Below are 20992 nucleotides of genomic sequence, written 5' to 3' on the forward strand. Positions count from 1 at the left end.
ACCTCTCAGAGCCAAGGAGCTTTCCATGTATCAATCGCAGGCGGTCATCGGCATCACCAATGCCCGAAAGAACCCGCCCCTGGAGCAGTGCGTCTGGCCCGCCGACGCGCTCAACAACATCCCCGATTGGGTGTACACCAGCCAAGCCATCTATGACCAGGAGATCGAGCGCATCTTCCGTGGGGACACCTGGAACTTTGTCGCCCTGGAAGCCGAAATTCCGAACCCTGGCGACTACAAGCGCGGTTATGTAGGTGCCACGGCCGTGGTGATCGTTCGCGCGGAAGACAACACGATCTCCGTCTTCGAGAACCGCTGCGCCCACCGCGGTGCCGAATTCTGCCGCTCCAGCCACGGCAACGCCAAGGAGTTCGTCTGCCCCTACCACCAGTGGTCGTACGACCTCAAGGGCAATTTGCAGGGCGTTCCGTTCAAGCGCGGAATCAACAAGATCGGCGGCATGCCGCCGGACTTCAAGAACGCGGAGCACGGTACCCGCCAGCTGCGCGTGGCGACGCGCAACGGCGTGGTGTTCGCCACCTACTCCGACAACACTCCGCCGCTGGAAGAGTACATGACCAAGGAGATCGTCGAGGAGTTCGACGTTCCCTTCTCGGGCAAGAAGCTCAGGATCCTGGGCTACTGCCGCAACGAGCTTCCGTGCAACTGGAAGATGTACCACGAGAACCTCAAGGATCCGTACCACGCGACGCTGCTGCACTCGTTCCTTGTGGTGTTCGGCCTTCTCGTGCCGGGCATCAAGTCGATCGTCTTCGCGGACAAGGAACATGGCCGACACGGCTACATGGCGTCGTCCAAGCCCGACCAGGTCTATGCCACCGTCGCCGCCGACGACAAGGCGCAGATGCGGTCGTTCAGCGACAACCTCCGGCTGCGCGACGAGCGGTTCCTCGACTACGTGCGCGAGTTCGACTCGCCCTGGTCCGCCAACATGATGACCATGTGGCCGAACCTGATCGTGCAGCGCCAGATGAACACGATGGGTGTGCGCCAGATCATCCCAAATGGCCCGAACAGCATGGTGATGCAGTGGACCATGTTCGGTTATGAGGACGACACGCCGGAGATGACGCGGCACCGCCTCCGCCAGGGCAACCTGATGGGGCCGTCGGGCTTTCTCGGCCTCGAGGACAACGAGGCGCTGAAGTTCGTGCAGGAGGGCATCCGCAATTCGTCCACGGACAACAACGTCGTCAAGCTCGATGCCGGCCATCAGGGTACGGCACGCAACCTGATCTCGGAGTCGTGCATCCGGTCGCTCTACGAGTACTACCGGGCTGTCATGGGCATCCGTATCGCGGAGAACGCAGCATGAAGGAGCAACTCGCCTACGCCAGGTCCGTGGTGTTGCCCCTTCGCGCGGCCGAACTGCGCGCCGAGATCGACTCCTTTCATGTCGAGTACTGCGCCGCGCTCGACGCCAACGACGTCGAGCGTTGGCCCGAGTTCTTCAGCAAGGAAGCGACGTACCGGATCACCTCGCGCCAGAACGCGCTGCTGAACATGCCGGTGGGGCTCGTGTACTGCGAGGGCCTGGACATGATCACCGACCGCGCGCTCGCCGTGGCGCACTCGCAGATGTTCGCGCCCCGGCACATGCTGCATGTCCTGGGCATCACGCGGGTGCTGCGGGAGACGGGCGACACGATCAGCTCGCAGACCCCCTTCATCCTGATGCAGACCCTCGTCGAGGGGCCTTCCACCGTGCATCTTGCGGGCATCTACCACGACCGTTTCGTGCGCGAAGGCGCAAGGCTGCTCATCGCCAGCCGCGAAGTGGTGCACGACACCGAGATTCTTGACACAGCCCTGGCCTATCCGGTCTGAACCCGATGAGGACAATGATGAATCGAACTCCCAAGATCGCGCTCGAAGAGCACTTCTCCGCCCCCGGCTTCGATGCGTACTCTGCCAAGTACACGCGCGCGCTGCCGGTCGACTTCGTGGCCCGGCTCGACGCCAGGCTGAGCGACTTCGACGACCGGCGCCTCGCCGAGATGGATGCCGGCAACATCGAATACGCCGTGCTGTCGCAGACGATGCCCGGCGTACAGGCCGAGGTGGATGGCACCACCGCCGTGCGGCGCGCACGCGAGAACAACGAGTTCCTCGCCGAGCGCGTGGCGCGCCATCCGCAGCGCTTCGGAGCCTTTGCCCACGTTGCGCTGCAGGATCCGACCGAGGCGGCGCGAGAGCTGGAGCGCACGGTCGTCGAGCACGGCTTCAAGGGTGCGATGATCAATGGCCACACCCTGGGGCGCTATTACGAGGGCAGCGAATTCGACGTGTTCTGGGAGCGCGCGCAGGCGCTCGGCGTGCCGATCTACCTGCACCCCAACGCGTTCAGCCAGCCACCGGCGCTGCTCGAAGGCATGCCGGTGCTCCAGGGAGCTGCCTGGGGATGGGGCGTGGAAACGGCAGGGCACGCCTTGCGCCTGCTGTTCGGCGGGGTGTTCGACCGCTTCCCGCGACTGACCTTGCTGCTGGGCCACATGGGCGAGGCCCTGCCGTATCAACGCTGGCGCATCGACAGCCGCTTCGCCGCGTATCCCTCGGGCATCAAGCTGGCCCGCAAGCCCAGCGAGTACATCGGCAGCAACATCCTGATCACGACATCCGGCGTGTGTTCCGCGCCGGCATTGCTTGGCGCCATTGGCGAGCTCGGCGCGCAGGCCGTGCTCTTCTCCGTGGACTATCCCTACGAGTCCACCGCCGAGGCCTGCACCTTCATCGAGCAGGCGCCGCTCGATGAGCAAACCCGTGCACAAGTCTGCTACGGCAATGCCCGCCGGATCTTCAAGCTGGGCAGCCCGCAAGACCTTGCGCTCCTGCAGATCTGACACTTTCAAACAAAGGACGAAAAATGCCAGTCAGCGATTATCAAATGGTCAAGGCCTGGGACGAGGTCCTGAAGCTCAGCAAGGTGGAGCGCGGCCAGAAGGTCTCGATCCTGTGCGGTCCCCACACCCATCCGCAGACGCTTCAGACCGCGACGATTGCAGCCCAGGCCGCGGGCGCGGTCGTCACCAGAATCGAGCTGCAGCCCATCAACGCCGAGAAGGCCCCCAGCCGGGACCTGATGAACTATCTGGGCGAGACGCCGCTCACCAACAATCCGGTTGCGCTCGCGGCGATGAAGAACAGCGACATCGTGCTGGACCTGATGCTGCTGCTCTTCTCGCCCGAGCAGATGGAGATCCTTGAGTCGGGAACGAAGATTCTCCTGGCGGTCGAGCCGCCCGAGGTGCTGGTGCGGGCCGTGCCCACCGAGGCCGATCGACAACGTGTGCTGGCGGCATCCAGGCTGCTGAAGTCGGCCAGAAAAATGCATGTGACGTCGCCGGCTGGCACGGACGTGACTTTCAAGCTCGGCGATTTTCCGACCATCTCCGAGTACGGCTTCTGCGAAGAGCCTGGGCGCTGGGACCATTGGCCGAGTGGCTTCCTCTTCACCTTCGCCAACGAGGGCGGCAGCGACGGCACCATCGTGATCGACCGCGGCGACATCCTGCTGCCGCAGAAGAACTACGTTTCGGACAAGATCACCATGCATCTGCGCGAAGGCTTCGTGCGCAGCATCGAGGGTGACATCGACGCCGCCTTGCTGCGCGAGTTCATGGAAGCATACAAGGACCCCGAGGCCTACGCCATCGCGCACATCGGCTGGGGAATGCAGCCGCGCTGCTACTGGCACACGCTGTCGCTGGTGGACCGCGAAGCCACTTCCGGGCAGGACGCACGCGCGTTCGAAGGCAACTTCCTGTTCTCGCTGGGCCCGAACAACGAAGCCGGAGGGCCGCGCACCACGCCTTGCCACCTCGACATTCCCTTGCGCAACTGCACGGTGAAACTCGACGATGTCGTCGTGGTTCGCGACGGCAAGGTCATCGACGAGGCCTTCCAATGAGCGCTGATCCGGACATCTACCAGAAGCAGGGCTTCGGCAATGCCGTCGCGCCGAAGGCGCCGTACGGCCTGCTGATCATCGACTTCGTCAACGGGTTCGCCGATCCGCTCACGTTCGGCGGCGGCAACATCGAGCCGGCCATCGAATGCACGCGCGGCCTGCTGGCTGCTGCGCGCGAGCGCGGATGGCCGGTCGCCCACACGCGGGTCGTGTACCAGGACGACGGAGCCGACGCCAACATCTTCGCGCTCAAGGTGCCGCCGATCCTCGCCCTGCGGGAGGACGCGCCGCAAAGCCAGATCGTCCCGCAGCTACTGCCCCGCAGCGGCGAACTGGTGCTGCGCAAGATCCATCCCTCGGCCTTCTTCGGCACTTCGCTGGCTTCCTGGTTGTCCCAGCGCGGCGTGCAGACCTTGCTGATCGCGGGATGCACCACCAGCGGGTGCGTCCGTGCCAGCGTGGTCGACGCAATGTGCCACGGCTTTCGCCCTCTCGTCGTCACGGACTGCGTGGGCGACCGGTCGCTTCAGGCGCACGAGGCCAATCTGTTCGACATGGAACAGAAGTACGCGACCCTGATGCCCCGCGACGCCGCCCTGCAGGCGAGCGAAGCGGTACTGCCCCACGGCGCCCAGGCCTGAAGCCAAGCCTCGCCCCACGATTCCCGACCCACCTCTCGTCAAAACCCGGGCGCATGCCCTGCCAGCGACCCTACCTGGAGAAGAAGATGACCCTCAAACTCATTGCCGCGATGGCGGTCTCACTCGCGACGCTCGCCTTCCAAAGCCGCGCCGACGTCGTCAAGGTGGGTGTGATCGCACCCATGTCCGGACCGTTCTCCGCGGTGGGGCAGACCTGGGAGGGTGCGACCAAGGCCTATCAGAAGCTTAACGGCACCACTGCGGGCGGACACACGATCGAGGTCATCTACCGCGACCTGCCGGACATCAATCCCGCGCAGGCCAAGGCATTGGCCCAGGAGCTCATCATCAAGGAAGGCGCCCAGTACATCGCCGGCCTGTATTTCACGCCCGATACCTTGGCTGTCGCCGCACTCGCACAGGAGGCGAAGGTGCCCGTCGTGATCTTCAATGCGTCGACCTCCTCGCTTCTCGAGAAGTCTGACTACCTGCTGCGCACCTCGTACACACTGCCGCAGATGGCGGTTCCGGTGGCCAAGTACGCGCTCGAGAAGAACGTGAGGAACGTCGTGTCGCTGGTCAGCGACTTCGGCCCCGGCCTCGACGCCGAGAAGGCCTTCAACACCGCTTTCGTCGCCGGCGGCGGCAAGCTGCTCGAAGCAATCCGTGCGCCGCTGAAGACGACGGACTTCGGCCCCCTGATGCAGCGCGTGAAGGCGCTCAAGCCCGATGCGCTCTACGTCTTCGGTCCGGGGGGGCCGGCCACCTACGCGATGGTCAAGGCCTACAACGAAGCGGGGTTGAGGGCCGCGGGCGTGCGCTTCCTGGGCACGGGCGAGACGGATGAAGACCAACTGCGCGCGATCGGCCCCGAACTGCTGGGAATCGAGACCGGCATGTTCTATTCGGCGACGCACAACTCGCCGCTGAGCAATGCCGCCGTCAAGGCCTTGGCCGAAGTGGCACCCAAGGCCATCCCGACCGTCCAGCTCGCGAATGCGTACGACGGCCTGCATGTGATCTATCACATGGTCAAGGCGACCGATGGCAAGCGCGACGGGCCCAAGGCCATTGCCGCCGCCAAGGGCTTTTCCTGGGAAAGCCCGCGTGGCCCGGTGAAGATCGACCCCGCCTCCCGCGAGTTCGTGCAGAACGTCTACATGCGGGTGGTCGAGAAGGATGCGGCCGGGCGCTTCGTCAATCGCGAGTTCCGCACCTTCGAGATGCAGCCCGACTACGGCCGCATCCAGAACGCAACCAAGTAGGAAGAGGCTGCAGCATGTCCGTTGCGCTTCTCAGCAGCATCCTGGTCGACGGGATCACGTACGCCATGATCCTGTTCATGATCACCGTGGGCCTGTCGATGACCATGGGCCTGATGCGGGTGGTGAATCTGGCCCATGGTGCCTTCGCGATGCTCGGCGGCTTTCTCGCGGCCAGCATTCCGCAGCGCTTGGGCGTGCCCATCGGGCTGGGTTTCATTCTGGCGATCGCCATCGTGGCCCTGGTGGCGGTGCTTTTCGAGCGCATCCTGCTGCGCCGTTTCTACCGGCGCGACGATCTCGACCAGATGCTCGTGACCATCGGCCTGATGTTCGTCGCGACGGCGGCGGTCAACCTGATGTTCGGATCGTCGGTGACATCCGTCGCGCTTCCCGAGGCATTCGGCGGCTCTGTGGACCTGGGGTTTCGCTCCATTCCCCGGCACCGGCTCATCGTCGTCGCCTGCGGGCTCGTGGTCGTCGGCGTCCTGTGGCTGAGCGTGGACCGGTCTTCCTTCGGCATTCGGGTGCGCGCCGCGGTCGACAACGCGCCGATCGCCCGGGCCATCGGCATCGACACGACCAGGATCTATGCGGCCACCTTCGCGATCGGTGCCGCGCTCGCGGCGCTGGGCGGCATCGCCGGTGCAGAGATGCTGCCGATGGAGCCGACCTACGCCTCCAAGTACCTCGTGATCCTCCTGGCCGTCGTCGCCGTGGGAGGCAACGGAAATCTGTTCGGCTCTTTCTTCGCAGCGTTGCTGCTCGGCATCGTGGAGACCTCGATGAAATACATGGTTCCGCAGCTCGCATCGGCTGCCTTTTTCCTGACGATGATCATCGTCTTGCTGGTCCGCCCGCAGGGGCTGTTCGGGAGGCAGGCATGAGCGCGGTGATTCCACCCATGGCAATGGCTGCGCCGGCGCGCTTGCGCCCGTGGAAGCAGTTGCGCGCCGAGATCGTGCTGATGCTCGCGGGGCTGCTGGCTTTCGCGCTGTTCCCGCAGGACCTCGGATTGCTGACCAACATGGCCACGATGTCGATCTTTGCACTGTCGCTGAGCCTCGTGCTCGGACAGGCGGGCATCGCGACCCTGGGCCAGGCCGCGCTGTACGGCACCGGCGCCTATGTCGCGGGCTGGACCGCGCTGTACCTGACGACCGATCCCATCGCCGGGCTACTACTCGGCGGCCTGGGCGGAGGGCTGATCGCGCTGCTGAGCGGTGCCGTCATGCTGCGCTCGACCAAGCTCACGCTGGTGATGCTCACCATCGCCGTGGCGCAGCTGCTGCTCGAGCTCGCCAACTGGGCCAGGTGGCTCACCGGCGGCGACGACGGACTTGCCGGCTTCGAGGTTGCGCCGCTGTTCGGCATCTGGGAGTTCAACTTCATGGGCCACACCGGCTATTTCTACGCGCTCGGCGCGCTGGTGCTGGTTTACTTCCTGGTGCGCAACCTGGTCGAGTCGCCCTTCGGCCTGACGGCCAGGGCCATACGGCAGGACCCGGGGCGCGTCCAGGCGCTGGGCGGGCGCGTGTACCTGCACCTGTTGGCCGTCTACACCGTGGGCGGCGTCGTGGCGGGGCTCGCGGGCGCACTGACGGCACAGACCAGCAAGGTGGCCAATCTCTCCATGCTGGACTTCACGACGTCCGCGGGTGTGGTGGTCATGATCGTGCTGGGCGGCACGCGCCGCCTGGCGGGTGCGGTGCTCGGCACCGTCGCGTACATGACCATCCACCACATCGCGTCGACCTTGAACCCGTATCACTGGCTGTTCGTCATCGGGTCGATGTTGATCGTCGTGCTCATCGTTCTGCCGGAAGGCCTGATCGGGCTTCTTGACCGGGCCGTGGCATTCGCCAGGCGGCCGGGCCGCAGCGGGGGAGGCCGATGACCCACCGGTTGCAAACCCAGAATCTCTGCCATTCCTTCGGAGGTCTGGCGGTCACGCAGAACGTCACGCTGTCCCTACCGCAGGGTGCACGCACGGCGCTGATCGGTCCCAACGGGGCCGGCAAGACGACGCTGGTCAACCTGCTGAGTGGAGCGATGCGCCCGCAGTCGGGCGATATCCGGTTGGACGGCCGCTCGATCGTCCAGCTGCCGCAGTACGCACGCGTGCGCAGCGGCATCGTCCGCACGTTCCAGATCAGCCGCCTGTTCAAGGACCTCACCGTGGCGGAGAACGTCAGGGTCGCGGTGCTGCAGCGGCTGCGGGCCTCGATGCAGTGGTGGCCCTCGCAGGCGCGTTCGGCGCGTGTTCGCGACGAGGTTCACGAGACGCTCGGCATGCTGGGCCTGCATCCCTACGCGAACCGGGTGGTGGGACACCTCGCGCTCGGGGAACAGCGGCTTGCGGAGATCGCCCTGGCGCTCGCGATGAAGCCGCAGGTGCTGCTGCTGGACGAGCCCGGCGCGGGGGTGCCGCAAGGAGAAGGCGGCCGCATCATGGACGCCATCGAAAGCCTGCCGAAGGAACTGTCCGTGCTGCTCATCGAGCACGACATGGACCTGGTGTTCCGCTTCGCCTCACACATCATCGTGCTCGTTGCCGGTGCGGTGATGGTCGAGGGCACGCCGCAGGAGGTCGCCGCCAACGAACAAGTCAAGCAAATCTACTTCGGACGAGACGGCCATGCCCAAGCTCCCTATTGAACTCCGGTTCGACGATGTCACGACCGGCTACGGCGGCGTGCCGGTCGTCGAGCATCTCAGCTTCAGCGTGCGCGAAGGCGAGCGTCTGGGCCTCATCGGGCGCAACGGCGCCGGCAAGACCACTACGCTGGCAACCGCGATCGGCCTGGCCGACCTGATGCAGGGTCGTATCCACTTCGGCGGCAACGACATCGGCGGGGCTACCACGTATGCGCGCGCACGGGCAGGGCTCGGCTACGTGCCGCAGAGCCGCGACATCTTTCCTTCGCTGACGGTAGAGGAGAACCTGCTGTCGGGCCTGCAGGGACGCTCGGCCGGCGTGGCCCTGCCGCCGGTCTACGCACTGTTCCCGCGGCTCAAGGAGCGGCGGCGCAACGGTGGGACGCAGCTGTCGGGCGGCGAGCAGCAGATGCTGTCCGTGGCACGGGCACTCGTCGGCCAGCCGCGCATACTGCTGCTCGACGAGCCGCTGGAGGGCCTCGCTCCGATGGTGCGAGAGGAACTGATGGACGCCATCGTCCGGATGAGCGACCAGCTCGGAGTCGGCTGCGTCCTCGTGGAGCAGCACGTCGACGTCGTTCTCGACTTCTCCACGAACGTCATCGTGCTGGAGCGGGGCGTCGCCGCTTATTCCGGCTCCGCGTCGGCCCTGCGCGAAGAAGAGGACCTTCTGAACCGCACCATCGGCATCCAGAAATGCTGAAGCCGATGCATGCGAGTGCCGAGACAAGCAGTTTGCCTCTTCAGGGAGCGCTGAGTTTGCCGGAAGTTTCAATCCTGCCATGCAGAACCTTCGCGCGCTCCTGAGCCCGCTGCGTGCGTTCGATGCGGTGTATCGGGCCAAGGGGGTGTCGCGAGCCGCTCAATTGCTCCACGTCACTCCCGGGGCCGTGAGCCAGCAGATCAAGCTGCTGGAAGCGGGGCTGGGCGTGCAGCTGTTCCAGAGGGCCGGTCGCGAGATCGAACTCACCGCAGTGGGAGAACGACTCGCCACCCGCGTCTGCGACGCCTTCGATCGCCTGCACGACGCGCTGGGCGACCTGGCCGACAGCCAGCGGGAGAAGCGACTCCGCCTCAAGGTGCCTCCGAGCATCGCCATCCGCTGGCTGGTTCCCCGCCTTCACGGCTTCCATGCGCTTCATCCCGACATCGGCCTGGAGATCGCGACGATCGCACTCGCGGATGACGTCCGGCTTGAAGGCGCCGACTGCGCAATCCGGCACGGCATGGGCGAGTGGGCCGATGTGGAGCTCGACCACCTGTTCGACGACGAATTCGTCCCGGTCTGCGCACCCGCCCTGGCGGGGCAGTTCCAGGCACCTGGCGATCTGCTGCGGGCCGACCTGCTGCACTCCATGCTGCGCCCGCAGGCCTGGCCGCTGTGGCTCGGCTCGGCCGGCCTGTCGGATACCCCATGCCTGCCGGGAATCGCGTTGGCGAATGCTGCGTTGTGCTATCAGGCCGCAGCGGATGGCCTGGGCGTGGCAATGGCGCAGCGGGCCTACGTGCAAGATGACCTGCGCACCGGGCGCCTCGTGGTTGCGGTGGACCATGTCGCCAGGACGGAGCTCGGTTACTACCTCGTCTGCGACCCTTTGAAAGCGGCCACGGCACCGGTCCGGCTCTTTCGGGACTGGATCCGCTCGGTGCGCTAGGTGCGCCGCGAGGAGCGCGCCATCGCGCTAATCGGCCTTGAATCCTGAGGCCTTGACGACCGGTTCCCAGAACCCGCGCATTTCGTCGAACCTGGCGCGCGCTTCGGCGGGCGAGCTTCCCGTGTTCATGAAGCCGAGCATGCGGACCTTGCTCGCGAACTGCTCGGTGGAAGCCGCCTTGCGCACGGCGGCGCTCCATTCGGAGACAACGGCCGCGGGCGTGCCGGGGGCCAGGCATATGGCCAGCACGCCGACTGCGGTGAGTTCCTTGCGGCCGAGTTCGCCGAAGGTCGGCACGTTCGGCAGCAGCGGCGAGCGTTGTGCGGAGGTGACGGCCAGCACGCGCAGCTTGCCGGCGTTGTGGTGCTGCGCAAAGTCTCCGACCGTGGACGTGCCCGCCGCGACATTGGCGCCCGTCAGGTTCACGATCATCGGCGCTGCGCCCTGGAACGGTATGTCCTGCAGCGGTGTGCCGATGATCCTGGCGATCTGAAGTCCCAGGAAGTGCGTCGGACCGCCCGATGCCGCGTGGCCGAAGTTGGCTTTCTCCGGGTGCGCACGCACCCATTGGGCGTATTCGGCAAAGGTCTTGACGGGCGAGGAGGAGGGCACGGCCAGTGCCATCGGGAACTCGACCACCGTCGACACCGGCAGGATGTCCCTCTGCGGGTCGTAGTTGAGCTTGTTGAAGACGAAGGGGTAGATCGATGCGAGAAAGTCGGGGCACAGCATGGCCACGCTGCCGTCGGTGGGAGCGGCGCGCATCGCATCGATCGCGATCTTTCCGCCTGCGCCCGGCTTGTTCTCCACCACCACAGAGCGATCGAGCGGGCCATGCAATTGATCGGCAAGCGCGCGCGTCACCACGTCGAGCGTGCCACCGGGCGAGAAGCCGACCAGGATCCTGGCGGGTGAACGGCCGGCTTGCTGCCCGATGGCCGGTGATGCACCGACGAACGCGGCAACGATGAGTGCGAGGTTGTTGAGCCAGGCGGTACGCGGTTTATTCACGGGATGCTCCAGGAGAAAGCTCACATCGGTTGTTCGAGCGTCGACTCGTGCTTGCGAGCAGATCGAAGGCTCGCCCAGAGAACGCATCCGTCTCGCGGGCGAGGCATTTCAGCGGCCGCGAAACACGGGAGGGCGCTTCTCGGCGAAGGCGCGGCGCCCCTCCAGCCGATCTTCGCTGTCCCTGAGCAGCCCGAAGGCCTGGCGCTCCAGGGCCAACCCGCCCGCTAGCGGCAGTTCGCGTCCGTTCATCGCCAGGCGCTTGGCGGCGGTCATCGCCAGCGGGGCATTGGCTGCCATCGCGCCTGCGAGCTGCAGGGCTGCCTGCTGCAATTCGGAGAAGGGAACCACCTTGCTGACCAACCCGATCCGCAGCGCTTCCGCGGCGTCGATGCGTTCACCGGTGAGCAGCATCCACATCGCGTCCGACTGGCCGACCGCGCGGATCAGGCGCTGCGTGCCACCGGCGCCCGGGATGCTGCCAACCCGCACTTCCGGCAAACCGAAGCGTGCGTTGTCGGAGCAGATGCGAATGTCCGCCAGCAAGGCCAGCTCCAGCCCGCCGCCCAGGGCGTAACCGTTGATGGCGGCAATGACGGGCTTGTCGGTCTGCAGCGTGCCGAAGTTGAAATGCCCGGTTCCGCAGCGAAAGACCTGCCGCGCCGCGCTGTCGGCGGGCGGCATGGTCTTCTTGAGGTCCGCGCCTGTGCAGAAGGCGCGCTCTCCCGCACCCGTGAGGACGAGCACGCGGACGTCCTCGTCGTTCGAAACCTCGTCCCAGATCTCGAGCAATTGCTCGTTCGACTCCGGGTCGATGGAGTTCATGGCCTCGGGCCGATTCAGGGTGACGACGGCGACGCCGTTCTGGACTTTCTTGACGATGGGCATGGTTGTGCTTCAGTTCTGGGAAGGGCTGGGGGCGATCACCGAATCGATGGCCGCGGCTGGCATGCCGAGCTCGGCCAGCACCTCCCGGGTGTGCTGGCCCAGGGTGGGGGCGGGGCGTCGCGCCCGGGGCCGCTCCCCGACCGCGCCGATGACGCTGCGTGGCAGCGTCATCGACCCGGCGACCGGGTGCTGCAGCTGCTCCGCGAGCGCCGCTTCGAGGAAGGGCGCGGACTGCGCCACCTCCGCATAGTTGTTGATGGGGCCGCAGATGATGTCCACGGCTGCGAACTTCTCCAGCCAGAAGGCGCGGGGATGCGCGAGCATGCGCTCTTCGAGCAGGCGCAGCAGCGTCTCGCGGTGCTGGAGCCGGCCCTTGTTGTCGGCGAAGCGTGGATCGCAGGCCAGTTCAGGCGCGCCTATGGCGGCACACAGGGCCTGCCACCGTGCGGGGTGATAGGCCGCCACCATGATCCATCCGTCGGCGCAGCGCAGGGCTTCGTTCGGGGTCGAATACGGCGCGGCGTGCCCCTGCGGCCCGGGCACGTGGCCGTCCGCGAAGTAGGACGCGAAGCTCACGTGCTGAAGCGCGATGGCGCTTGCGAACATGCTGGCTTCGACGTGCTGCCCCTGGCCCGTGCGTTGCCGGTCCGAGAGGGCGGCCAGGACTGCGATGGTCGCCAGCGACCCCGTGACCAGGTCGACCACCGGCACCGGCACCTTGCACGGCTCCCCGTCGCGCGCGCCGGTAACGCTCATCAGGCCGCTCACGGCCTGGAGCACGCCGTCGACCCCGGGAAGATCCTTGCTGGCGCCGTGCTGGCCATACGCCGAGACCGAGCAGTAGATGAGCCGCGGATTGCCCGCGGACACCGTTGCGTAGTCCAGCCCGAGGCGCGTCATCACGCCCGGGCGGAAGCTCTCGACCAGCACATCCGCCTGCGCGACCAGCGCCTGCGCCACCTGCAGGTGCTCGGGGTGCTTGAGGTCGAGCACGACACTGCGCTTGTTGCGATTGAGCGCCATGAAGGCGACCCCCTCGCCCCGCACCCAGGGCGACAGGGCACGCGAGAGATCGCCTGCAGGCGCTTCGATCTTCACCACGTCGGCGCCCAGGTCGGCCATGCACAGCGTGCAGGTCGGACCGGCCATCACCTGCGTGAAGTCGATCACTTTCAAACCGCTCAATGCATTGGCGAGCATGCGATCTTCAGTCTTGTTGGATTGCTCATGTCGTGATGTCGGCGCGCTATACGGAGGGGCTGCCGAGGCTGCGCCCGCCGCAGACGTACAGGAGCTGGCCAGTGACGTAGCTCGAGCCGGGTTCCGCGAAGAACCGGACGGCGCGGCCGATGTCCTCCGGCTGGCCGATGCGTTCCATCGGCACGGTCTTGTGGAGCCCCTGCCGGACCTCCTCGGTCAGTGTTTCGAACAGCGGCGTCTCCACGATGCCGGGCGCGATGGCGTTCACGGTGATGCCCTTGCGCGCATATTCGAGCGCCAGCGAGCGCGTCAGGCTCACCACCGCTCCCTTGGAGGCGGAGTAGGCCGCCTGGCCGCGGTTGCCCAGCCATGCGCGCGAGCCGATGTTGATGATGCGGCCGAACCGGTTCTCCGCCATCTGTGCCAAAACCGCCCTCGAGCAGATGAACTGCGAATGGAGGTTGACCTCGATCACGCGGGTCCAGAACGCGAGATCCATCTTGGAGACCAGCTTGTCGCCGCCGATGCCTGCGTTGTTGACCAGTATGTCGATGCGGCCATGAGACGTGAGAAGCCGGGCCACCGTCGCCTCCACCTGCTCCACCGAGCTGACGTCGACCTTGAAGGTCCGCACGTCGAAGCCCTCGCCCGAAAGGGCCTGCTCGGCTGCCTGCAGCGCCGCCTCGTCGAAGTCCCACAGCGCGATGCGGCATCCGGCTTGTGCGAGCTCGCGGGCGATGCCGAGGCCGATGCCCTTGGCGCCACCGGTCACGACGGCAACGAGGCCGTGCAGCGAGGCCGGCGTGGTTGTGCTTGTCTGGTTCATGATGCTTGCAATCAAAGCGAAAGAATGTTGATGGAGCAGGCGGCGTGGTCCACGCCCCAGATGCCGCCACCGGTCACCTGCGTGAGGCCGATGCGCGCTCCGCGCACCTGCCGTGCGCCGGCACGGCCTTGCAGCTGCTCGCAGACCTCCACGACCTGTGCGACGCCCGTCGCTCCCGGCGGATGCCCCTTGGCGATCAGTCCGCCGCTGGGGTTGACCGGCACGCGTCCGCCAAGCGTGGTCGCGCCGCTTTGCAGGAGGCTTGCCGCCTCGCCCCGGCTGCAAAGACCAAGCGCCTCGTAATAGAGCAGCTCGGAAATGGTGAACGCGTCGTGCACCTCCAGCAGGCTGAGATCCTGCGGTCCGATGCCGGCCTGTTCATAGGCCAGCCTGGCGGCGCGCGCGGTGATCTCGGCCTCAGTCATGTCGACCGGTGCGGTCTCGAACAGGCCCGACTGCACCACCGATGCCAGGACCCGGACCGGCTTTGCAACGCCCCTGGAGGGCTTGGTGCTGAGCACTAGCGCCGCCGCCCCGTCGACCACCGCGGGGCAGCACTGGAGCAGCGTGAGCGGCTCGGCCACCGGGCGGGACGCCAGAATCTCCTCGCGGCTCGCCAGCTTGGCGAACGTAGCGACAGGATTCAGGACGCCGTGCTTTCGATTCTTGACGGAGATGTCCGCCAGCGTCTCCAGCGCGAGGCCGTGGTCGTGCATGTATCGCTTGGCGCGCATGGCATACAGGGCCGGCATGATCATTCCGCGTCGGTTGTTCCAGTCCTTCTGGCTGAGCTGCAGCGGGCCACCGCCAAGGCTGCTCAGATGGTCCATGCCGAACACCACCACGGTGTCGTACTGGCCGACCTTGAGCGCCTGCAGCGCAAGATTCAATGCAGTGGCGCCGCTGGAGCAGGCGTTGTCCACGTTGTAGACGGCACCGCCCTCGGCATGCAGCTCGCGCAATGCGCGCTGGCCGGGCAGCATGGCCCCCAGCGCGTTGCCGCAGTAGAACGCCTGTACCTCCGAGAGCTGCGTGCCGGCATCGGCAAGGGCATCGAGAATCGCTGCCTGGGCCATGGCCTCTTCGGTCAGTTCGGGAAAGCGGCCGAAGTCCGTAATGCCGACCCCGGTGATCAGTGGTTGCTTCATCGCGCATCACTCCTGGAAGGCATAGTCGGGCGTGCTGTCCGGCAACGCGAAGGGCACCACCCGCAGGCGGCTGCCGATGGCCGGCGGCTCGGTGCCGAACAGCAGCCGCCCGAACGCCCGCACGCCAGGCGCGAAGTCGACCATGGCGAGGCCGTAGGGCGGCTTCTCCTTGCCGGGGTGGACGATCGTGAAGCTGTAGAGGGAGCCGGTGGGGCCGAGCTCGATCTCCTCGACCTGCTGGTCATCGTGAACGAATTCGATCGGCGGGAACTGGGGTGGCTGGCTGGCCACGCGTGTGGCGACAAGCACCATGCCGCCGGGGGTGTCGCGGAAGGGGGATTCCGTTCGCTTGATGATCTTCAAAAGGTGTCTCCTGTTCGTGTGGAGCTGGCCACAGCAACAGGAAGTATCGAGACGCACACCCTCGTGGTCATTGGATTTCTGCTCGGCATTCTTTAGCCGCGCTAAAGCATGCAGCCAGGCTAAAGAAAGGCCAGCCAAACTGAAAGGACGGCGGCCCGGGCGCAACCGCATACTGGACCGATGAAAGAACAAATCAACGTACCGGTCACCTTGATGCGCGGAGGCACGAGCAAGGCCGTTTTCCTCTCACAGCGGGACGTGCCCGCCGATGCCGAGGCGCGCCTGCGATTTCTGTTGGCTCTGTTCGGCAGTCCGGATGTGCGGCAGATCGATGGGCTCGGCGGCGCAGACATCCTGACGAGCAAGTGCGCCATCATCGGGCCGCCGTCGCGCCCGGATGCGGACATCGACTACACCTTCGTGCAGATCGGCATCGACCAGCCCACGGTCAGCTTCGAGATCGTCTGCGGCAACATTTCGTCGGCCACGGGGGTGTATGCGTTGCAGGAGAAGCTGGTTCCCGTGCAGGAGCCAGTCACCACCGTTCGGGTGCACAACACGAACACCGGAAAGATCCTTCGAATGACGGTGCAATGCGCCGATGGCGAGCCGCGCGTGGAGGGAGACAGCGAAGTGGATGGCGTGCCCGGCACCGGCGCAGAGGTGGCGCTGGATTACTCCGACACCAGTGGCTCCACGACCGGCAAGCTGCTGCCCACCGGGCAGGCACGCGATTGGGTCCACGTGTCGAAGCTCGGCCGCGAAATACCGGTGTCGGTGGTCGACGTCGGCACGGCGTGCGTGTTCATCCGCGCGGCGGACCTGGGCATCAACGGCACGGAACTGCCGGGCCAACTCGGCCCCGAGATCTACGAGATGGCCGAGGAGGTGAGGCGCTGGGTCGTCGAACGCTGCAATCTTCCGTCGTCGGGGATCCTGACGCCGTACCAGATCTTGATCAGCGAAGCGCAGGACTACCGGACCATTGCCGGCGACCGCATCGTGCAGTCATCGGAAATCGACTTCGTCGCGCGCATGGTGCTCAACGGTGGCGCCATGCACAAGGCGTTCCCTGGCGGCGGCTCGGTATGTCTCTCGGTCGCGGCGCAGATCGCGGGAACGATTCCGGCCGAAGCGCGAGGCACGCACGCCGGACCGACGCGCATCCGCATCGGCCATCCGAGCGGGGTGCTCAAGATATTCGCGAATGTCGAGCATGCGGGCGAGAACGAATGGACGGTGCGCGAAGTGCACTTCACGCGCACGGCGCGGCGCCTTTTCGACGGAACGGCCTATGTGCGGCGATCGCGCCTCGAGGTGCCCGCAGAAGAAGGCACGTCCATGCGTGCGAGTACGGCGGTGATGTCGCCATGAGTACCCAGGATCTTTTCTCGCTGCAGGGCCGCACGGCGCTCATCACCGGTGGCTCGCGAGGCATCGGCCGCATGATCGCCGAGGGGTTCCTGGCGCACGGCGCACGTGTCTACATCAGCGCGAGAAAGGCCGAGGCCTGCGACTTGGCCGCGCGCGAACTCGCGGGCACGGGCCACTGCGTATCGCTGCCGCACGACGTGTCCACGGTCGCGGGCTGCCAAGCGATGGCCGACGCCTACGCCCGCCATGAATCGACGCTGGACATCCTGGTCAACAACGCCGGAGCCGCATGGGGAGAAGACTTCGATGCTTTTCCGGAGAGCGGCTGGGATAAGGTGGTCGACCTGAACCTGAAGACGCCTTTCTTCCTGACGAAGGCGCTCGCCGGACCGCTGCGCGCCGCGGCCAAGGCGCGGGTCGGGAAGATCATCAACATCGCTTCGACCGACGGCATCGGGCTCAACCCACAGGAGAACTACTCCTACGTTGCGAGCAAGGCAGGACTGGTTCACCTGACGCGACGCATGGCGATGCGCCTGGCACAGGACAACATCGCGGTCAGCGCCATTGCGCCGGGTGCATTTCCCTCCGAGATGAACCGCAATGCTCGCGACCATGGGGAGGTGCTGTCTGGGCACATTCCCGCCCGTCGCATCGGCACGCCGGACGACATCGCAGGCGCAGCCATATTCCTGGCTTCGCGCGCGGGAGACTACGTGATGGGTGCCACCCTGGTGGTGGACGGCGGCGTGACCCACGCGCGCCCCTACCGGTGAAGTCCTGAGGCGGAACTTCGGCTGCGTTCATGCCGGCACGACGTGATGCCGGCCGATGAGCGCCCCGGGGGGCCTCATCCTCCGGCCATCAGCCGGTCATTGATGTACGTGGCGGGAGGCTTGCCGAACGCCTTCTTGAACATCGTGATGAAGGCCGAGGGCGACTCGTAGCCGAGGTCGTAGGCGACCTGCTGCACGGTCGCTCCTCCGGACAGTTCCCGAAGCGCGACCATCATGTGCAGCTGGCGCCGCCAGCGTCCGAAGCTCAGGCCGGTCAAGGCTGTGCACAGCCGGTTCAGCGTCCGCTCGCTCATGCCGAGCTGGCGCGCCCAATCTTGCTGCGTACGGCGGTCGGACGGATCCCGCATCATGGCGCGGGACACCTTTCGCAGCCGCGCATCCTCGGGCATGGGCAAGGAGACTTCCTCCTTTGGCATGGCGCAGAGCTGGTCCAGCAGCACATGGGCGAGCCGATCGGTCGGCCCGCCTGGCTCGTAGGAGGGCGGTTGTTCCGCCAGGTACTGGATCATCTCGCCGAGCATCGGGCTGATGCGCAAGGTGCAGCAGCTGGCAGGCAAGGGCGCGGCATCGCGCGCAACGAACAGATAGAAGATCACCGCGTTCGCCGTGCTGTGGTTGCTGTGCGGCGTGCCGCCCGGAATCCACACGCCCGCCTGGGGCGGAACCATCCACATTGCACCGGGTACGTCGCAGGAGACCGCCCCCCGCAGCGCCATCACCAACTGGCCCGATCGATGCACGTGAATCGGAACCTCGCGCTCGCGCTCCTCGACATCCACGCGATGTGCCATGACGGGCACCGAAGGCTCGTAGTCCAGGTCGAGGTTCGCGCGAGACGTGGTACGGACGGAGCGGTTCATTCCCGGTGACCGAAAAGAGAAATCATTTGTCCAAGTTTACGATTCTTGCCTCGCATGAGGATGCCTAGCATCTGCACATGCAAATGATTCGCAACAAGTTCGAAGCCGGATCGACGCCCTCGAACACGATCTCCAGGGGCGCCGCATGAGCGCGAGGCCTCGTTTCTCCAGGCAGGAGTGGCTCTTTTCGCTCAAGAGCTTTTTCGCGGCCATGCTCGCGCTCTACCTGTCCAGCCGTTTCGGGCTGCCCCGGCCCTTCTGGTCCATGATGACCGCGTACATCGTGGCCCATCCCCTGGCGGGCCATGTGCGCTCGAAGTCGCTCTACCGCCTCTGCGGCACCGTGCTGGGATGCGCGGCCACCGTGGTGTTGATCCCGTCGCTGTCGGGATCGCCGCTGCTTCTGTCGCTCGCGCTTGCGCTGTGGGTGGGCTCTTGCCTTTATCTGTCGCTGATGGAGCGAAGCGCGCGCTCCTATGCCTTCATGCTCGGAGGCTACTCTGCGGCGCTGATCGGCTTTCCGCTGGTGGACGCACCCGCAGCGATGTTCGACATCGCCGTCGCCCGAACCGAGGAGATAGCGATCGGCATCGTCTGCGCGAGCCTCGTCCACAGCATCGTGTTGCCCGCCAGCCTCGCGCCTTCACTTGTCGGGCTGATCGACCGCACGCTGGGCGATGTACGCCGATGGGCCGGCGACCTGATGAGCCCTGGTGCCGACGATGAGGTTCGCAAGCGGCTGGCACAAGACAGGCGGCGCATCGCCACCGACATCACCCAGTTGCGCCTGCTCGCAACCCACGTGCCCTTCGATACCGGTGGCCTGCGTTGGACCCGGCATGCCGTGGGCGACCTGCACGACGGCCTCGCGGCACTGACGCCTTCGCTTTCGGCCCTGGAAGACCGGCTCGCAGCCTTGCGCGATGCAACGCGCGGCGTGCCTGACCCGGTCGCGCGGGCCGTGGCGCAAGGCAGCGCCTGCCTCGATGCCGACGCGCCGGCCGGCGCCTTGGAAAGCGTCCGCGCCGCTGCCCGGGCTGAGAGCGCGGACCGGCGGAACTCGTCCTGGGTGCGTGCGCTGAACATTGACGTCGCGGCCCATGTCGACGAGCTGGTCGCGGGATGGCTCCGGTGCAACGCGCTTCGCGCCGACATCGCCGCCGGGCTGGCCGGCCATGCGCCGCCTCCGAAGCGGGGAGAGGCTTCGCGGCCTTCGGTCCTTCACGTGGACAGGGGCCTGGCGCTGCGCTCCGCATTCACGGTCGTGCTTTCCACGTGCACTGCATGCGCGGCGTGGATCTTCAGCGGTTGGCGCGCGGGATCGTCGATGGCTATGGCGGCAGCGGTCTTCTGCAGCTTCTTCGCCACCATGGACGACCCCGTGCCGGGCATGCACAAGTTCCTGGTCGCCTTGCTGTGGTCGATGCCGGTGTCTGCCTTCTACATCCTCGGCGTCATGCCGCTGGCGCACGACTTCGGCATGCTGGTGCTGTGTATTGCGCCCCTGTTCCTGGTCGTGGGCGGCTACCTCGCTCGTCCGGCAAGCAGCCTCACGGCACTTGGGATGTTTTTCGGCGTGGCCGGCACGCTGGCCCTGCACGACATTGCCAGCGCCGACTGGGTCAGCTTTCTCGAGGGCAATCTGGCGCTCTTCGCCGGTGCCCTGATTGCCGCACGCGTTACCGCCATCGTGCGCAGCGTGAGCAGCGAATGGAGCGCGCGGCGCATCCACCGGGCCACCTGGCGCGATCTTTCCGGGATGGCGGCGCGCCCGAAGCGCGCGCTGGCGCGTGACGCATTCGCCGGCCGCATGCTGGACCGCATCGCGCTGCTGGTTCCGCGCACGGCTGGCGGCGCGGCGGACCAGGGCAGCGAGGCGGTGCAGCTCGCCATGCGCGAACTTCGCATCGGCGCGAGCATCGGCGTCCTTCAGCAGCATCGCCACCTGCTGCCCGAAACGCCTGTGCGCGAGCTGCTGGCCGCGCTCGAGCGAGCCTTCCTCGCCCAAGCCACGGAATCGCTGACGCGGCTAGACGCGCTGTTGCCGCAGATCGACCGGCTGCTGGCCCTTTGCCTCGCAAGCACCGGGTGCGAACCCGCTGTCTCGGCCCTCGTGGGGCTGCGCAGCGACCTCTTTCCTTCTGCGCCTTCGGACCTCCAACCATGATCGAAACGAGCTTCTTCGGCATCTACGTTCCCGGCCTGCTCCTGCTTGCAGGAGGCGCGATGGCTTGCGCCTGGTGGGTTCGCCGCCTGCTGTCGCTGCTCGGTGTCTACCGGTGGGTGTGGCATCCACCGCTCTTCGATCTGGGGCTGTATCTCCTGTCGCTTTATGCGCTGGTCCGGCTGGCCGGCGCCATCTCCTCCTGAACTGATCCGTTGTC

22 protein-coding genes are annotated in these 20992 nt (G+C 66.2%); 15 read left to right on the top strand and 7 right to left on the bottom strand.

Translation table 11 applies throughout. The features are described from left to right. The first annotated feature begins 25 nt into the window (after positions 1–25). From QRN67_RS26685 to QRN67_RS26735, 11 genes are all read left to right on the top strand, one after another. Positions 26–1336: an aromatic ring-hydroxylating oxygenase subunit alpha gene (locus tag QRN67_RS26685; protein ID WP_285414311.1), complete on the top strand. Its 1311-nt coding sequence runs from the start codon at positions 26–28 to the stop codon at positions 1334–1336. Then, positions 1333–1848 carry an aromatic-ring-hydroxylating dioxygenase subunit beta gene (locus QRN67_RS26690; protein WP_285414313.1) on the top strand — a complete coding sequence of 172 codons (516 nt, stop codon included), beginning with the start codon at positions 1333–1335 and terminating at the stop codon, positions 1846–1848. Before QRN67_RS26685 ends, QRN67_RS26690 begins: the two co-directional genes overlap by 4 nt. Positions 1849–1865: 17 nt before the next feature. Continuing rightward, complete coding sequence (locus QRN67_RS26695) at positions 1866–2861, top strand: amidohydrolase family protein (RefSeq protein ID WP_285414314.1); 996 nt, start codon at positions 1866–1868, stop codon at positions 2859–2861. 23 nt (positions 2862–2884) lie between these two features. Then, on the top strand, positions 2885–3928 hold the full coding sequence (locus QRN67_RS26700) for a 2,5-dihydroxypyridine 5,6-dioxygenase NicX family protein (protein WP_285414316.1): 1044 nt from the start codon (positions 2885–2887) through the stop codon (positions 3926–3928). Further along, positions 3925–4569, top strand: a complete 645-nt coding sequence (locus tag QRN67_RS26705) for an isochorismatase family protein (protein ID WP_285414318.1) — start codon at positions 3925–3927, stop codon at positions 4567–4569. Before QRN67_RS26700 ends, QRN67_RS26705 begins: the two co-directional genes overlap by 4 nt. Before the next feature lie 86 nt (positions 4570–4655). Beyond that, positions 4656–5834, top strand: coding sequence for an ABC transporter substrate-binding protein (locus tag QRN67_RS26710; protein WP_184605463.1), 1179 nt, complete (start codon positions 4656–4658; stop codon positions 5832–5834). Positions 5835–5848: 14 nt separating this feature from the next. Further along, positions 5849–6718 carry a branched-chain amino acid ABC transporter permease gene (locus QRN67_RS26715; protein ID WP_184605462.1) on the top strand — a complete coding sequence of 290 codons (870 nt, stop codon included), beginning with the start codon at positions 5849–5851 and terminating at the stop codon, positions 6716–6718. Continuing rightward, a complete protein-coding gene (locus QRN67_RS26720) occupies positions 6715–7728 on the top strand; it encodes a branched-chain amino acid ABC transporter permease (RefSeq protein ID WP_184605461.1) in 1014 nt (337 codons plus the stop codon). Before QRN67_RS26715 ends, QRN67_RS26720 begins: the two co-directional genes overlap by 4 nt. After that, on the top strand, positions 7725–8489 hold the full coding sequence (locus QRN67_RS26725; protein WP_285414323.1) for an ABC transporter ATP-binding protein: 765 nt from the start codon (positions 7725–7727) through the stop codon (positions 8487–8489). Before QRN67_RS26720 ends, QRN67_RS26725 begins: the two co-directional genes overlap by 4 nt. Continuing rightward, the gene (locus QRN67_RS26730; RefSeq protein ID WP_184605459.1) at positions 8470–9192 is read left to right on the top strand and encodes an ABC transporter ATP-binding protein; all 723 of its coding nucleotides are present in this window, start codon (positions 8470–8472) and stop codon (positions 9190–9192) included. Before QRN67_RS26725 ends, QRN67_RS26730 begins: the two co-directional genes overlap by 20 nt. A gap of 79 nt (positions 9193–9271) precedes the next feature. Next, the gene (locus tag QRN67_RS26735; protein WP_285414325.1) at positions 9272–10144 is read left to right on the top strand and encodes a LysR substrate-binding domain-containing protein; all 873 of its coding nucleotides are present in this window, start codon (positions 9272–9274) and stop codon (positions 10142–10144) included. A 27-nt stretch (positions 10145–10171) separates the two neighbouring features. On the opposite strand, the gene QRN67_RS26740 is transcribed toward QRN67_RS26735, so the two are convergent. The 6 genes from QRN67_RS26740 to QRN67_RS26765 form a co-directional block, all read right to left on the bottom strand. Next, a complete protein-coding gene (locus tag QRN67_RS26740; protein WP_285414327.1) occupies positions 10172–11155 on the bottom strand; it encodes a Bug family tripartite tricarboxylate transporter substrate binding protein in 984 nt (327 codons plus the stop codon). Between the two features lie 108 nt (positions 11156–11263). Further along, a complete protein-coding gene (locus tag QRN67_RS26745) occupies positions 11264–12040 on the bottom strand; it encodes an enoyl-CoA hydratase/isomerase family protein (protein ID WP_184605456.1) in 777 nt (258 codons plus the stop codon). A gap of 9 nt (positions 12041–12049) precedes the next feature. Continuing rightward, entirely contained in the window at positions 12050–13240 is a 1191-nt protein-coding gene (locus QRN67_RS26750) for a CaiB/BaiF CoA transferase family protein (protein WP_285414329.1), read from the bottom strand. A gap of 46 nt (positions 13241–13286) precedes the next feature. Beyond that, positions 13287–14066 carry an SDR family NAD(P)-dependent oxidoreductase gene (locus QRN67_RS26755; protein WP_285414330.1) on the bottom strand — a complete coding sequence of 260 codons (780 nt, stop codon included), beginning with the start codon at positions 14064–14066 and terminating at the stop codon, positions 13287–13289. Between the two features lie 11 nt (positions 14067–14077). Next, positions 14078–15214, bottom strand: coding sequence for a thiolase family protein (locus tag QRN67_RS26760; RefSeq protein ID WP_285414331.1), 1137 nt, complete (start codon positions 15212–15214; stop codon positions 14078–14080). A 6-nt stretch (positions 15215–15220) separates the two neighbouring features. Then, positions 15221–15577 (bottom strand): Zn-ribbon domain-containing OB-fold protein, encoded by a 357-nt coding sequence (locus QRN67_RS26765; RefSeq protein WP_285414332.1) that lies wholly within the window; start codon positions 15575–15577, stop codon positions 15221–15223. Between the two features lie 180 nt (positions 15578–15757). On the opposite strand from QRN67_RS26765, the gene QRN67_RS26770 reads away from it, so the two are divergent. Both QRN67_RS26770 and QRN67_RS26775 read left to right on the top strand, forming a co-directional pair. Next, entirely contained in the window at positions 15758–16951 is a 1194-nt protein-coding gene (locus tag QRN67_RS26770) for a 2-methylaconitate cis-trans isomerase PrpF family protein (protein ID WP_285414333.1), read from the top strand. Next, complete coding sequence (locus tag QRN67_RS26775; RefSeq protein ID WP_285414334.1) at positions 16948–17727, top strand: SDR family oxidoreductase; 780 nt, start codon at positions 16948–16950, stop codon at positions 17725–17727. Before QRN67_RS26770 ends, QRN67_RS26775 begins: the two co-directional genes overlap by 4 nt. Positions 17728–17801: 74 nt before the next feature. Here QRN67_RS26775 and QRN67_RS26780 read toward each other — a convergent pair whose 3' ends face one another. Beyond that, entirely contained in the window at positions 17802–18608 is an 807-nt protein-coding gene (locus QRN67_RS26780) for an AraC family transcriptional regulator (RefSeq protein WP_184605450.1), read from the bottom strand. Between the two features lie 145 nt (positions 18609–18753). Between QRN67_RS26780 and QRN67_RS26785 the strand changes: the two genes are divergently transcribed. Both QRN67_RS26785 and QRN67_RS26790 read left to right on the top strand, forming a co-directional pair. Beyond that, the gene (locus tag QRN67_RS26785; RefSeq protein ID WP_285414335.1) at positions 18754–20775 is read left to right on the top strand and encodes an FUSC family protein; all 2022 of its coding nucleotides are present in this window, start codon (positions 18754–18756) and stop codon (positions 20773–20775) included. Beyond that, positions 20772–20978 (top strand): DUF1656 domain-containing protein, encoded by a 207-nt coding sequence (locus tag QRN67_RS26790; protein ID WP_184605448.1) that lies wholly within the window; start codon positions 20772–20774, stop codon positions 20976–20978. Before QRN67_RS26785 ends, QRN67_RS26790 begins: the two co-directional genes overlap by 4 nt. Positions 20979–20992 lie beyond the last annotated feature (14 nt).

This window comes from Variovorax sp. efr-133-TYG-130 (genome assembly GCF_030208835.1).
Taxonomy (GTDB): domain Bacteria; phylum Pseudomonadota; class Gammaproteobacteria; order Burkholderiales; family Burkholderiaceae_C; genus Variovorax.